11 protein-coding genes are annotated in these 13,765 nt (G+C 68.2%); 10 read left to right on the top strand and 1 reads right to left on the bottom strand.

The features are described 5' to 3' along the window. Nucleotides 1–20: 20 nt before the first annotated feature. Nucleotides 21–1,421, bottom strand: coding sequence for a class II fumarate hydratase (locus tag ABD970_RS08270; protein ID WP_345295017.1), 1,401 nt, complete (start codon nucleotides 1,419–1,421; stop codon nucleotides 21–23). 168 nt (nucleotides 1,422–1,589) lie between these two features. Here ABD970_RS08270 and purB point away from each other — a divergent pair, with 168 nt between their 5' ends. From purB to ABD970_RS08220, 10 genes are all read left to right on the top strand, one after another. Continuing rightward, the gene (gene purB / locus ABD970_RS08265) at nucleotides 1,590–2,966 is read left to right on the top strand and encodes an adenylosuccinate lyase (RefSeq protein WP_345295016.1); all 1,377 of its coding nucleotides are present in this window, start codon (nucleotides 1,590–1,592) and stop codon (nucleotides 2,964–2,966) included. A gap of 156 nt (nucleotides 2,967–3,122) precedes the next feature. Next, nucleotides 3,123–4,280, top strand: a complete 1,158-nt coding sequence (locus ABD970_RS08260) for a ribosomal protein uL16 3-hydroxylase (protein ID WP_345295015.1) — start codon at nucleotides 3,123–3,125, stop codon at nucleotides 4,278–4,280. 4 nt (nucleotides 4,281–4,284) lie between these two features. Beyond that, nucleotides 4,285–5,196, top strand: coding sequence for a GNAT family N-acetyltransferase (locus ABD970_RS08255; RefSeq protein WP_345295014.1), 912 nt, complete (start codon nucleotides 4,285–4,287; stop codon nucleotides 5,194–5,196). Between the two features lie 231 nt (nucleotides 5,197–5,427). Beyond that, nucleotides 5,428–8,259 (top strand): 2-oxoglutarate dehydrogenase E1 component, encoded by a 2,832-nt coding sequence (locus ABD970_RS08250; protein ID WP_345295013.1) that lies wholly within the window; start codon nucleotides 5,428–5,430, stop codon nucleotides 8,257–8,259. A 33-nt stretch (nucleotides 8,260–8,292) separates the two neighbouring features. Continuing rightward, a complete protein-coding gene (gene sucB / locus ABD970_RS08245) occupies nucleotides 8,293–9,528 on the top strand; it encodes a dihydrolipoyllysine-residue succinyltransferase (protein WP_345295012.1) in 1,236 nt (411 codons plus the stop codon). Nucleotides 9,529–9,680: 152 nt separating this feature from the next. Next, complete coding sequence (gene lpdA, locus ABD970_RS08240) at nucleotides 9,681–11,123, top strand: dihydrolipoyl dehydrogenase (RefSeq protein WP_345295011.1); 1,443 nt, start codon at nucleotides 9,681–9,683, stop codon at nucleotides 11,121–11,123. A gap of 73 nt (nucleotides 11,124–11,196) precedes the next feature. Beyond that, on the top strand, nucleotides 11,197–11,544 hold the full coding sequence (locus ABD970_RS08235) for a hypothetical protein (protein ID WP_345295010.1): 348 nt from the start codon (nucleotides 11,197–11,199) through the stop codon (nucleotides 11,542–11,544). Further along, a complete protein-coding gene (locus tag ABD970_RS08230; protein ID WP_345295687.1) occupies nucleotides 11,541–12,134 on the top strand; it encodes an LOG family protein in 594 nt (197 codons plus the stop codon). The genes ABD970_RS08235 and ABD970_RS08230 overlap by 4 nt, the downstream gene beginning before the upstream one ends. Before the next feature lie 152 nt (nucleotides 12,135–12,286). Further along, nucleotides 12,287–13,279 carry a YhdH/YhfP family quinone oxidoreductase gene (locus ABD970_RS08225; RefSeq protein WP_345295009.1) on the top strand — a complete coding sequence of 331 codons (993 nt, stop codon included), beginning with the start codon at nucleotides 12,287–12,289 and terminating at the stop codon, nucleotides 13,277–13,279. A 67-nt stretch (nucleotides 13,280–13,346) separates the two neighbouring features. Beyond that, nucleotides 13,347–13,754: a response regulator gene (locus ABD970_RS08220; RefSeq protein WP_345295008.1), complete on the top strand. Its 408-nt coding sequence runs from the start codon at nucleotides 13,347–13,349 to the stop codon at nucleotides 13,752–13,754. The last annotated feature ends 11 nt before the right edge of the window (nucleotides 13,755–13,765 follow it).

Raw genomic sequence — 13,765 nt, 5'->3', positions numbered from 1 at the left:
CTGCCCTGCGCGCCGGGGACTCAGCCTCGCTCGCTTGAGCCCACGCCCCCACGCGCAAGCTTCGCGGGATCCAGCAGCTTGCGCAGTTCCGCCTTGCCCATGCCCGTCGCCTCGACGGCGACATCCAGCACCGGCCGACCCTGCTTGTAGGCCTGCTTGGCGATCTCGGCGGCCTTTTCGTAGCCGATGATCGGGTTGAGCGCGGTGACGAGGATCGGGTTGCGCGCCAGCGCCTCGTTCACCCGATCGCGGCGCACCTCCAGTCCGGCGATGGTTTCGTCGGCCAGCAAACGCATGATGCTGGCAAGCAAGCCAATCCCGTCCAGCAGGTTGGCCGCGACCAGCGGCAGCATCACGTTGAGCTGGAAGTTGCCGCTCTGGCCGGCCACGGTGATCGCGGCATGGTGGCCCATCACCTGGGCACACACCATGCAGGTCGCCTCCGGGATCACCGGATTGACCTTGCCGGGCATGATCGAGCTGCCCGGCTGCAGCGCCGGCAACTCGATCTCGCCCAGCCCCGCCAGCGGACCCGAGTTCATCCAGCGCAGGTCGTTGGCAATCTTCATCAGCGCCACGGCGAGTACGTTCAGCTGCCCGGACAGTTCGACCGCGTCGTCCTGCGAGGCGATGCCCTCGAACTTGTTCTCCGCAGACGCGAACGCCACGCCCGCCAGGCCCGATAACGACTTGGCCATGGCCTTGCCGAACCGCGGATCGGCGTTGATGCCGGTACCGATCGCGGTGCCGCCGATGGGCAAACGGCGCAGGCGCGCCAGGCTGTCCTTGATCCGCGCCTGCGCAGACGCCAATTGCGCCGACCAGGCGCCCAGTTCCTGCGCGAATGTCAACGGCATCGCGTCCATCAGGTGGGTACGGCCCGTCTTGACCACCTTGCCAAGCCGCCTCGCGCGCCGGTCGATGGTCGAGCGCAGGTGCGAGACCGCAGGCAACAGGTCTTCATGGGCGGCAAGCACCGCCGAGACGCGGATCGCGGTGGGCACGACGTCGTTGGAACTCTGGCCGAGGTTGACGTCGTCGTTCGGATGCACGGGCTTGCCGCCGCCACGCGACGCGAGCGTCGCGATGACCTCGTTGGCGTTCATGTTCGACGATGTCCCGGATCCGGTCTGGTAGACATCGATGGGAAATTGAGCGTCGTGCTTACCTTCGGCGACCGCCATCGCCGCCGAACGGATCGCCGTCGCACGCGACTTGGGCAACAAGCCGAACGCGCCGTTGACCTCGGCCGCGGCGGCCTTGACCAGCCCCAGCGCACGGATGAACCCGCGCGGCATCGGTTGGCCGGAAATCGGGAAGTTCTGGATCGCGCGCTGCGTCTGCGCGCCCCACAGTGCATCGATGGGGACTTCGAGTTCGCCCATGCTGTCGCGGACGCGACGGAATGTCTTCTTCGCCATGCTGGAACCCTCCTGCTCACGAGCATACGCCTGCCGGCGGCCAGGGCGTTGCGCACCGCGGGTGCCATGGCAGGCCGCCCGTCGGCGTCGCCGACGAGGCGCCGAGGCGAGCAGTGGGATGGGTTGCCCGCTGTAGAATGAGCGCCTGTCCCCGGATGACGCCTGGAAATGCCCGAAGCCGTCGAAACCCAACTGCTCGCCCTGTCCCCGCTCGACGGGCGGTATGCCGCAAAGGTCGATGCGCTGCGACCGATCTTTTCCGAGCACGGCCTGATCCACGCACGGGTCCGGGTCGAGGTGGAATGGCTGCTCGCGCTGGCGGGCGAAGCGCGGATCGCAGAGTTGCCTCCTTTCGATGAGGCGGCGATCGCCCGCCTGCGGGCGGTGGCCGACGGTTTTTCCACAGCCGACTCCGCGCGCGTGAAGCAGATCGAGGCGACCACCAACCATGACGTCAAGGCCGTCGAGTATTTCCTGAAGGAACGCCTGAAGGACGATGCGGCGCTGGGCCCGGCACTGGAGTTCGTGCACTTCGCCTGCACGAGCGAGGACATCAACAACCTTGCGTATGCGCTCATGCTCAACCGGGCACGCCAGGAGGTGCTCCTGCCCCGGCTAGACGCCGTGATCCAGGCCTTGCGCGCCATGGCCCGGGAGCACGCCGCGGTGCCGATGCTCTCGCGCACGCACGGCCAGACGGCATCGCCCACGACCGTCGGCAAGGAACTGGCGAACGTCGTGGCCCGCCTTCGGCGCCAGGGCGACCAGCTCGCCGGCATCTCGCTGACCGGCAAGATCAATGGCGCGGTCGGCAACTACAACGCGCATGCCGTCGCCTATCCCGAGGTCGACTGGCCCGGGTTCGCGAAGCGCTTCGTGCAATCGCTCGACCTGGATTTCAATCCCTACACGACCCAGATCGAACCGCACGACGCCATCGCCGAGATCTGCGACGCGCAGCGGCGGATCGACACCATCTGCATCGACCTGTGCCGCGACATCTGGGGCTACATCTCGCTCGGTTACTTCAGGCAGGCGGTCAAGGCCGGCGAAGTCGGCAGCTCGACCATGCCGCACAAGGTCAACCCGATCGACTTCGAGAACGCCGAGGGCAACTTCGGCATCGCCAGCGCGCTTTGCGAGCACTTCTCGGCGAAGCTGCCGGTCAGCCGCTGGCAGCGCGACCTGACCGACTCGACGGTGCTGCGTGCGTTGGGCACCGCGTTCGGGCACGCGCTGGTCGGCTACGAGTCGCTGCTGCGCGGCCTGGGCAAGCTGTCGGTCAACGAGCAGCGACTCGCCGCCGACCTGGACGGGGCCTGGGAAGTGCTGGCCGAAGCGGTGCAGACGGTCATGCGCCGGCACGGCTTGCCGGAGCCCTATGAACAGCTGAAGGCCCTGACGCGCGGCCAAGGGATCGACGAGACGTCGCTCCGCGAGTTCATCGCCGGCCTGGACCTGCCTGCGCCGGACCGGCAACGCCTGCTAGCGCTGACGCCAGCCGCCTACACGGGCCTGGCCGAAACGCTGGCCCGGGACATCTGAGCCGTCCCCCTTGCAAGGATGAGCCAGGAACGTCCCCCCGCGACACCGTCAAAGACGCGTCAGCAGCGCCGGAAGCCTGCACGTGTCCCACGGTCCACCGCGACCCATGCCCCGGACGGGCTCGAGGTCCACGCCGGACAGCTGGCGCCCCTCGGCATGCCTCCGGCGGACTTCCTGCGCGACTACTGGCAGAAGCAACCGCTGCTGGTGCGTGGCGCCTTCCCCGAACTTGCCGCAAGCGGCGCGGTTCCGCCGATCACCCCGGAAGACCTCGCCGGCCTGGCGTGCGAACCGGCCGCGCGGTCGCGCATCGTCGCGCATGACCGCGACGCGGACCGCTGGATGGTGCGCCACGGCCCCTTCGACGAAGCGCTGTTCCCGACCTTGGGCGACCGTGACTGGACCCTGCTGGTGGAGGATGTCGAGAAGTGGGACGCCGACGTCGCGGGCCTGCTGCCGTCGTTCGGGTTCATCCCGCGCTGGCGCATCGACGACATCATGGTCAGCTTCGCCGCCACCGGCGGATCGGTGGGGGCCCACGTCGACCACTACGACGTTTTCCTGCTGCAGGCCCAGGGCCGGCGGCGATGGCAGATCGACGCGTCCGCCGCGCCGCCGCTGGACTTCCGCGACGACGTCGAGCTCAAGCTGCTGCGCGAATTCTCGCCCACCCACGACTGGGTGCTCGACCCGGGCGACATGCTCTACCTGCCACCCGGCGTGCCCCACCACGGCGTGGCCGTCGATCCCTGCCTGACGTACTCGATCGGCATGCGCGCACCGTCGGCCGCGGAACTGATGGGCGATTACATCGACACCCTGGCCGCCGAAGCCGATGAGTCGCAGCGTTACGCCGATGGCGACCTCGCGCCGCCGGCGGATCCCAACGAAATCGACGGCGAGGCGATGCGCCGGGTGGTCGAGGCGCTGAACCAGCTGCGCATGAACGATCCGCAGGCGCTCGGGGACTGGTTCGGGGGTTTCATCACCCGTTATCGCAGCGCCGGCGTGGTGACCCAGGCGGAACAGCCGCCCCCCCGCATCGAGGTGGAGTGGGCGCTGCAGAACGGGCATGTCCTGCACCGCCACCCATGGGCACGGGTGGCGTGGCGCAAGTCCGCCCGCGCCGCGCGGTTGTACGTGTCCGGCCAGGCCTATGGAATGGGCGTCCGCGACGCCCGCAGGCTTGCCGCCGCCCAGACGATCGACGGCGCCGGCTACGCGGCCCTGTCCGGGGCAGGACGCGACTGCGTCTATGCATTGGTGGAACAGGGGCATTACCTGCTCGCCAGCGCGGAGCCGGACGAGCGATGACGGCATGATCGGACCCTTCCGCGTCACGCTGGTCGACGACTACGCCACCGCCCTGCCCCTGCTGCGCAGCGTGCGCGAGGCGGTCTTCGTCCGGGAACAGGGCGTACCGCTGGACATCGAGCTCGACGCCGCCGACCCCCAATGCACCCATGTCCTGGCCTTCGACCCGGACGGCCACGCGATCGGGACCGCACGCATGACCCCGGAACGCAAGATCGGGCGCATGGCGGTGCTGTCGGACTGGCGCAACGCCGGTGTGGGCGCGGCGCTGTTGCAGGCCCTGCTGCGCAGGGCGCGCGAAAACGATTGGACGCAGGTCTTCCTGCACGCCCAGGCCGGTGCGGTCGATTTCTACCGGCGCCATGGCTTCGTCGCCCACGGCGAGCGCTTCATGGAGGCCGGCATCGAACACCAGGAGATGCGCCTTGCGCTCGACCAGCCGCAGCCGGTCATCGATCGGGCGGCCGCCATCGCCGTGGCCAGCGACCTGGTCACGGGTGCACGCCGCGGGCTCTGGGTCCACAGCCGCACCCTGGACCCCGGGCTGTTCGACGACCGAAGGCTCCTCGACGCGTTCCGCGAACTCGCCACGCGCCGCACGCCCGGGCTCGAAGTGCAGGTGCTGCTGCACGACGCAAGCGTGCCGGCGCGGACGCACGCGCCCCTGCTCCGTCTGGCGCAACGCCTGCCCAGCGTGTTCGCCTTCCGCGAAGTCTCCGACCCCGTCGACCGCGCCCAGGCGGCCGCCTTCATGGCAAACGACGCGGGTGGCTACTACTACCGCGCGCTGGGCCATCGTTTCGAGGGAGAGGCCGAGCGCCACGCGCCCGGAAGGGCACGCCAGCTGGCCGACGGCTTCAAGTCCGCCTGGGAACGCTCACGGCCGTGCTCCGAACTGCGTGCGCTGGGGATTTGAGCGGGCGGGTCGGCGGGGTCGACGTCCCTGCCCGTCGTCCATGCATCAAGGGCGGATGATGCGCCGCCACAAGCGCAACGGCTATAATTCCCGCTCTTGTGCGCCGACACGTCCCGGCGGGTCCAAACCCTCGCCGGATCAGGCGCTTGCACGGCCTTTCGCAGAATCCCCGGCAAGCACCTGCCGCCCAGCGTCCCCACATCGCCCTTCCATCGAGCCCATACGCCAGACGTGGACAGTCTTCTGAAGCAGTTTGCGCAGTCTTCCCAACTCGGGGCCAATGCCGCCTTCATCGAGGACCTCTACGAGCGATACCTCGTCGATCCGGACAGCGTGGACGGCAAGTGGAAGGCGTGGTTCGACGAGCTCGGCGGGCGAGCAGCCGGTGACGTCCCGCACTCCGCCATCATGGATGCGGTCGCCGCGGCAGGCCGGCGCGCAAACCGCGGGCAGGCGGTCACGGCCGCCACCGGCGACGCCCGCGAGCGCGCCGTCGGCAAGCTGATCACCGCCTACCGCTCGCGCGGCCACCTGGGCGCGGAGCTCGATCCCCTGGGCCTGGTAGAGAAGCCCGAAGCCCCCGACCTCGGCCTCGCCTTCCATGGCCTGTCCGAGTCGGACCTGAAATCCGAGTTCAGCACCGGCGGCGTCGCCGGCCGTGACCGGATGCCGCTGGGGGAGTTGCTCAAGCTGTTGAAGGCGACGTACACGGGGCCGATCGGCGCCGAGTTCATGCACATCACCGACGCCGAGCAGCGGCGCTGGATGTACGACCGCATGGAAGCCGCCGCCGGCGATTACAGGCACGACGAGGACGACAAGCGTCGCATCCTGGAGCGCCTCACCGCCGCCGAGGGCCTGGAGCGCTACCTGCACACGAAGTACGTGGGCCAGAAGCGATTCTCGCTGGAGGGCGGCGACTCGCTGATTCCCCTGCTCGACGACCTCATCCGCCGCGCCGGAACGGACGGCATGAAGGACATCGTCGTCGGCATGGCGCATCGCGGCCGGTTGAACGTGTTGATCAATACCCTGGGCAAGTCGCCGCGTCGGCTGTTCGACGAGTTCGAGGGCAAGTTCGAGCACCACAAGACCGACGATCGCGCGCACACAGGCGACGTCAAGTACCACATGGGGTTCTCCGCCGACCTGGCCACGCCCGGCGGTCCGGTGCACCTGGCGCTGGCGTTCAACCCTTCCCACCTGGAGATCGTCGGCCCGGTGGTGGTCGGCAGCGTGCGTTCGCGCCAGCAGCGCCGCGGCGACAAGGAACGCAGGCAGGTGCTGCCGGTGCTGCTGCACGGCGATGCCGCGTTCGCGGGACAGGGCGTGGTGATGGAGCTGTTCCAGATGTCGCAGGCGGCCGGGTTCGCGGTCGGCGGCACGGTGCACATCGTCATCAACAACCAGATCGGTTTCACCACCAGCGCCCGGGAAGACGCACGCTCCACGCTTTACTGCACGGACGTGGCCAAGATGATCGGCGCGCCGATCCTCCACGTGAACGGAGACGATCCGGAAGCCGTCGTGTTCTGCGCGCAACTGGCCTTCGATTTCCGCCAGCGATTCGGCAAGGACGTCGTGATCGACCTGGTCTGCTACCGCCGCCACGGGCACAACGAGGCCGATGAGCCGGCCGCCACGCAGCCGCAGATGTACCAGACGATCCGTGCGCACAAGACCACCCGCGACCTGTACGCCGAGCGCCTGGTGGCCGAGGGTGTGCTCGAACGCGACGACGTGCAGGCGGTGATCGACGACTACCGCGACAAGCTCGACGCCGGCGAAGTCACCACCGAGCTGGCGGACGTCGAACCGGACCCGCACCACCTCGAGTGGCAGACCTACCTGTCGGGCAAGCTCGGCGACGACGTCGACACCAGCGTCGCCCGCAAGACGCTGGACCGGCTGGCCAAAGCCATCAACACCGTCCCGGAGGAGATCAGCCTGCATCCGCGCGTGGCCAAGATCTACGCCGAGCGGCTGAAGATGGCGGCGGGCGAGACGCCGGCCGACTGGGGCTTCGCAGAGAACCTCGCCTACGCCACCCTCATCGACGAGGGCGACCGCTTGCGCCTGGTCGGTCAGGACAGCGGGCGCGGCACGTTCTTCCATCGCCACGCGGTGCTGCACGACCAGGACTCCCTGCAGGAGTACGTGCCACTGAAGGCCCTGGCCAAGGACCCCGCGGACGCGACCATCATCGACTCGCTGCTCAGCGAGGAGGCGGTGATGGCGTTCGAGTACGGCTACTCCACCGCCGACCCGGGCACCCTCGACATCTGGGAAGCGCAGTTCGGCGATTTCGCCAACGGCGCGCAGGTCGTGATCGACCAGTTCCTGTCCTCCGGCGAGGCCAAGTGGCAGCGGCTGTGCGGGCTCGCGCTCTTCCTGCCCCATGGCTACGAGGGCCAGGGACCCGAGCACAGTTCGGCACGGCTGGAGCGCTTCCTGCAGCTGTGCGCGCTGGAGAACATGCTGGTCTGCGTGCCCACCACCCCGGCGCAGGCGTTCCACATGATCCGGCGGCAGATGCGCATGAAGACGCGCAAGCCCCTGGTGGTGATGACACCCAAGTCGCTGCTGCGCCACAAGCTGGCGGTTTCGTCGCTGGACGAGCTTGCCACCGGCGGGTTCCAGCACCTGATCCCCGATGGCAAGGCCAACCCGAAGAAGGTCAAGCGCGTCGTCGTGTGTTCGGGCAAGGTCTATTACGACCTGCTGGAACAGGTCCACGACCAGGAGATGGACGGCATCGCGATCATCCGCGTGGAACAGCTCTACCCCTTTCCCCGCGAACAGCTGGCGGTCGAGCTCAAGCGCTACGCCAAGGCGCCGGACGTGGTCTGGTGCCAGGAGGAACCGCAGAACCAGGGCGCGTGGTACCAGATCCGGCACCACCTGGACCACTGCCTGGCACCCGGGCAGGCGCTGCATTACGCCGGCCGCCTGCGCTCGCCGTCGCCCGCCGCCGGCCATTTCAACGACCATCTCGCCGAGCAGCAGCAGCTGATCGCCGACGCCCTGGTCAATCCCCTCGACGGCAAGACGCACGCCGAATAATCCCTGCATACCGACTCTCCCAGGACGCCACCCATGGCCACCGAAATCAAAGTCCCGGTCCTTCCGGAATCCGTCTCCGACGCCACCATCGCCACCTGGCACAAGCAGGCCGGCGACACGGTCAGGCGCGACGAAAACCTGGTCGACCTCGAAACCGACAAGGTCGTGCTCGAGGTCCCGTCGACCGTCGACGGCGTGCTCAAGGAAATCAGGTTCGCCGAAGGCGACACCGTCACCAGCCAGCAGGTGATCGCGGTGATCGAGGAAGGCGCGGTCGCCAGCGACTCGGGCGACAAGGCCGGGAACAAGACCGCCAAGGCGGACGAGGCCGGCGACAAGGCCACGCAGCAGAAGGATGAGGGCGAGGCGCCGGCGAAAGCCGCCAAGTCGTCCAGCCCTGCAACCGCAGGCAGCAAGACGGGCGACCTGCCGCCCGGCGCCCGCTTCACCGCCGAGAAGGAAGGCCTCGATCCCTCGCAGGTCCAGGGCACCGGCCGACGCGGCGCGGTGACCAAGGAAGACCTGTTGAATTACGCCAGCGGCAGGACCGGTGGCGTCTCGGGCGGCGCGCGCCCCGAGGAGCGCGTGCCGATGACGCGCATGCGCAAGCGCATCGCCGAACGGCTGATGCAGTCCAAGGAATCCATCGCCATGCTGACCTCGTTCAACGAGGTCAACCTCGGCAACGTCATGGCCATGCGCAAGGCGCTCGGCGAACAGTTCCAGAAGGAACACGGCATCAAGCTCGGTTTCATGAGCTTCTTTGCCAAGGCGGCCGCCAACGCATTGCAGCGGCATCCTGCGGTCAATGCCTCGGTCGATGGCGACGACATCATCTACCACGGTTACGCCGACATCTCGATCGCGGTGTCCACCGATCGCGGCCTGGTGACGCCGGTGCTGCGCAACGTCGAGCGGATGGGTTTCGCCGAGGTCGAGCAGGCCATCGCCGACTACGCCACCGCCGCGCGCGAGGGCGGGTTGAAGCTCGAGGACCTGCAGGGCGGCACGTTCACCATCACCAACGGCGGCACCTTCGGCTCGCTGATGTCCACCCCGATCGTCAATCCGCCGCAATCGGCCATCCTGGGCATGCACGCCATCAAGGAGCGCGCCATCGTCGAGAACGGCCAGGTCGTCGCGGCGCCGATGATGTACATCGCACTGTCCTACGACCACCGCATCATCGACGGCAAGGACGCGGTGCTGTTCCTGGTCGACATCAAGAACCAGCTTGAGAATCCGCACCGCATGCTGCTGGGAATGTGATGCTTTAGCCCCTCTCCCGCCCGCGGGAGAGGGGTTGGGGTGAGGACCCTGCTTTTCGCTAAGAGACAGTCCTCGCCTGACACACCCTCATCCGGCGCTGCGCGCCACCTTCTCCCGCATGCGGGAGAAGGGCTGAAGCAAGGACAACCGCAATGAGCGAGCAACAGCAATTCGACGTCATCGTCATCGGTGCCGGCCCCGCCGGCTACCACGCCGCGATCCGCGCCGCGCAGCTGGGCATGAAGACCGCCTGCATCGATGCCGGCCTGGGCAAGGACGGCAAGCCTGCCCTGGGCGGGACCTGCCTGCGGGTTGGCTGCATCCCGTCCAAGGCGCTGCTGGATTCCTCGCGCAATTTCTGGAACCTGCAGCACTTGTTCGGCGAACACGGCATCACCGCCAAGGATCCGAAGATGGACGTCGGCACGATGGTCGGCCGCAAGGACAAGATCGTGAAGCAGTTCACCGGCGGCATCGCGATGCTGTTCAAGGCCAACAAGGTCACGCCCTTTTACGGCTTCGGCACCCTGCACAAGGGCAACGTGGTCAAGGTCGAGGGGCACGACGGCAAGGTCGTCGAGCTCAAGGGCACCAACGTGGTCCTGGCCGCAGGCTCCGATTCGATCGAGCTGCCGTTCGCCAGGTTCGACGGAGAACACATCGTCGACAACGTCGGCGCGCTGGACTTCACCAGCGTGCCCAAGCGCCTGGGCGTGATCGGCGCCGGCGTGATCGGGCTGGAACTGGGCAGCGTGTGGCGTCGTCTCGGCGCCGAGGTCACCGTGCTCGAGGCGCTCCCGGACTTCCTGGCGGCGGCCGACAGCGAAGCCGCGAAGGTCGCGCTCAAGGAGTTCAGGAAGCAGGGCCTGGACATCAAGCTCGGCGCCAAGGTCGGCAAGTGCGAGCTGAAGAAGAAAGGCAAGGCCACCGAAGTCCACGTCAGCTACAGCGACAAGGACGGCGACCAGGCCATCGTGTTCGACAAGCTGCTGGTCGCGGTCGGCCGCAAGGCGGCGAGCAAGGGCCTGCTGGCCGAGGACTGCGAAGTGAAACTGGACGACCGCGGCCGGATCGAGGTCGACAAGCACTGCCACACCGGCGTCGACGGCGTCTGGGCGGTCGGCGATTGCGTGCGCGGCGCGATGCTGGCGCACAAGGGCTTCGAGGAAGGGATCATGGTCGCCGAGCTGATCGCCGGCCTGCCCGGCCACGTCAACTACGACACCATCCCCTGGGTGATCTACACCGAACCGGAGCTGGCCTGGGTCGGCAAGACCGAGCGCGAGCTGAAGGACGAAGGCACGCCGTACAAGACCGGCAGCTTCCCGTTCGCGGCGCTGGGCCGCGCGGTCGCGATGGGCGAGACCGCCGGCTTCGTCAAGGTCATCGCGCATGCGGAGACCGACCGCGTGCTTGGCATGCACCTGGTCGGCGTCGGCGTGTCCGAACTGGTGCACGAAGGCGTGCTGACGATGGAGTTCAAGGGTTCCGCCGACGACCTGGCCCGCATCTGCCACGCCCATCCGACGCTGTCCGAGTCGATCCACGACGCCGCGATGGCGGTCGACAAGCGCGCCATCCACAAGGCGAACTGAGCCTCGCCTGCCTCGACGCAGGCGGCGCTGCTCGCATCGATCCCCACGACGCCAAGCATCGGGAGGAACCGCCATGAATCCACAGTTCCTGCTGAAGGTGCTGGTCACGGTAGTCCTCGTGGTCGTCGCGTCCCTGCTGGCCAAGCGCACGGGTTGGCTGGGGGCACTGGTGGCCTCCCTGCCCTTGACGTCCCTGCTCGTCCTGGGTTGGCTGTACTTCGATACCCGCGAACCCCGCGCCGTCGCCGACCTCGCGATGGCGATCTTCTGGTTCGTGCTCGGCAGCCTGCCGTTCTTCCTGGTGTTGGCCTTCGCGCTTCGGCACGAAGTCCAGGCCTGGGTGGCGTTCGCGATGGCGGGCGCGGCGGGCTTCGCTGGGGTGAGCGTGGTGCAGTGGCTGATGACGAGGACGGCGCCGTGAAGGCGGTCTGCGTCTACTGCGGCTCGCACACCGGCGGAAAGCCCGCCTACGCCGAGCGCGCCCGGCAGCTGGGCTCGCGGCTGGCCCGCGAGAAACTCGCCCTGGTCTATGGCGGCGGCAACGTCGGGCTGATGGGGATCGTCGCCGATGCGGCGCTGGACGCCGGCGGCGAGGTCATCGGCGTAATCCCCCAGCAGCTGGTCGACCGCGAGGTCGCGCACCACGACGTGACGCGGCTGGAGATCGTCGACTCGATGCACACCCGGAAGGCGCGCATGTTCCACCTGTCGGATGCATTCATCGCGCTTCCCGGCGGCTTCGGCACGCTTGACGAGATGTTCGAGATGCTGACCTGGCGCCAGCTCGGGCTCGGCGAACGCCCCTGCGCCTTCCTCGACGTCAATGGCTTCTACGCGCCGCTGATGGCGATGGTCGATCGCATGGTCGACGAGGGCTTCCTGCACCGCGACCAGCGCGAGGACCTCTGGCATGGCGACGACCTCGACGTGCTGTTCGGCTGGCTGCGCACCTACACCCCGGCGCAGGCGCGCAAGTGGCTCGACACCCAACGCTCCGGGGGATTGCGATGATCCGGGCCTGGATCGCGGTGGCACCGGGCTGCGTGGCCACGCACGCTGCGACCGGGCGCCCTGGGCGACCCATGGCAGGGGTCACCGCCAGGTTCCCAAAGGGCCTGCGTTAACCTTCCACGCCGCCGTCCTGCCGATCCGGGAACATCCGCATGCCCATTCCAGACCGTTTCGCCGCCTTCCGAATCCACCACGACGCGGCAGGTTATCGCAGCGGCATCGAGCAGGTGGGCCTCGAAGATCTTGCCGCCGGCGAAATCGTCATCAGGACCGCCTACTCCTCGGTCAACTACAAGGATGCCCTGGCGGGCACCGGCGAAGGGAAGATCCTGCGCACGTTCCCGCTGGTTGGCGGCATCGACGTGGCGGGACACGTGGTGGCTTCCAGCGATCCGGGGTTCCGCGAGGGCGATGCGGTCCTGGCCACCGGCTGCGGCCTGAGCGAGACGCGCGACGGAGGTTATGCCGAGTACGCGCGGATCCCGTCGCGCTGGGCAATCCCGCTGCCGAACGGGCTTGGCCTGCGCGAAAGCATGATCCTGGGCACCGCCGGCTTCACCGCGGCGCTGGCCCTCTACCGCTTGCTGGACAACCGGCAGACGCCGGACCTGGGCCCATTGTGCGTGACCGGTGCCACCGGCGGCGTCGGCTCGTTGGCGGTCGACATCTTCAGCCGCGCCGGCTTCGAAGTGCATGCCGTCAGCGGCAAACCCGAACACGCCGGGTACCTGCGGGACATCGGGGCCAGCGAGGTGCTGGACCGCGACGCGCTGGCGACCACGCGCCCGATGGAGTCGGTGCGCTTCGGCGGCGGCCTGGACAACGTCGGCGGGCCGATGCTCGCCAGCCTGCTCGCGCAGACCGCGCCCTACGGCAACGTCGCCAGCGCCGGGCTCGCCGCGACGCATGTGCTCGAAACCACGGTGATGCCGGGGATCATCCGCGGCGTCTCCCTGCTGGGCATCGCCTCGGCCGGTACCGCGCGCGATATCCGCGAGCAGGTCTGGGCGCACCTGGCCGATGACTGGAAGCCTCGGCACCTGGAACGCATCTGCACCCGGGAAGTCTCGCTGGACGAGTTGCCAGACGTGTTCGAAGGCATGCTGGGCGGGGGCTCGCTGGGCCGAACGCTGGTGGCCTTGTGACCCGGTCGGCGGGTTGCGGATGCCCCGATGGCGGCTACAATCGGGGCGCATTCACCGGGGACACTCCATGGCGCGCATCCTGATCGTCGACGATTCGCCGTCGCAGCTGATGGGCATCCGTCGCATCGTCGAAAAGCTCGGCCACGAGGCCCTCACCGCCGAGGACGGTGCGCAAGGCGTCGAGTCGGCGAAATGCGAACTGCCCGACCTGATCCTGATGGACGTGGTGATGCCGAACTTGAACGGGTTCCAGGCGACGCGCGCCATCACGCGGGACCCGGCCACCAGGCACATCCCGGTGATCCTGGTCACGACCAAGGACCTCGACACCGACCGAGTCTGGGGCATGCGACAGGGTGCGACAGCTTACCTCACGAAGCCCTTCAGCGAGAGTGAACTGTCGGAAGCCATCATCGCCGCCATCCCGGCATCCGGTGGCGACGCCGACCCGCCACCCGAGCCGGCCGCGGCCTGAGCCCCTCGCGG

The sequence above is a fragment of the Luteimonas vadosa genome (assembly GCF_039543545.1).
Taxonomy (GTDB): domain Bacteria; phylum Pseudomonadota; class Gammaproteobacteria; order Xanthomonadales; family Xanthomonadaceae; genus Luteimonas; species Luteimonas vadosa.
This window is presented reverse-complemented; position numbering and strand designations above follow the sequence as displayed.

What these genes read in the sequence shown, in the direction of transcription:
- ABD970_RS08270 (WP_345295017.1), bottom strand. Translation starts at nt 1,421, where the DNA reads ATGGCGAAGAAGACATTCCGTCGCGTCCGCGACAGCATGGGCGAACTC.
- purB (WP_345295016.1), top strand. Translation starts at nt 1,590, where the DNA reads ATGCCCGAAGCCGTCGAAACCCAACTGCTCGCCCTGTCCCCGCTCGAC.
- ABD970_RS08260 (WP_345295015.1), top strand. Translation starts at nt 3,123, where the DNA reads ATGCCTCCGGCGGACTTCCTGCGCGACTACTGGCAGAAGCAACCGCTG.
- ABD970_RS08255 (WP_345295014.1), top strand. Translation starts at nt 4,285, where the DNA reads ATGATCGGACCCTTCCGCGTCACGCTGGTCGACGACTACGCCACCGCC.
- sucB (WP_345295012.1), top strand. Translation starts at nt 8,293, where the DNA reads ATGGCCACCGAAATCAAAGTCCCGGTCCTTCCGGAATCCGTCTCCGAC.
- lpdA (WP_345295011.1), top strand. Translation starts at nt 9,681, where the DNA reads ATGAGCGAGCAACAGCAATTCGACGTCATCGTCATCGGTGCCGGCCCC.
- ABD970_RS08235 (WP_345295010.1), top strand. Translation starts at nt 11,197, where the DNA reads ATGAATCCACAGTTCCTGCTGAAGGTGCTGGTCACGGTAGTCCTCGTG.
- ABD970_RS08225 (WP_345295009.1), top strand. Translation starts at nt 12,287, where the DNA reads ATGCCCATTCCAGACCGTTTCGCCGCCTTCCGAATCCACCACGACGCG.
- ABD970_RS08220 (WP_345295008.1), top strand. Translation starts at nt 13,347, where the DNA reads ATGGCGCGCATCCTGATCGTCGACGATTCGCCGTCGCAGCTGATGGGC.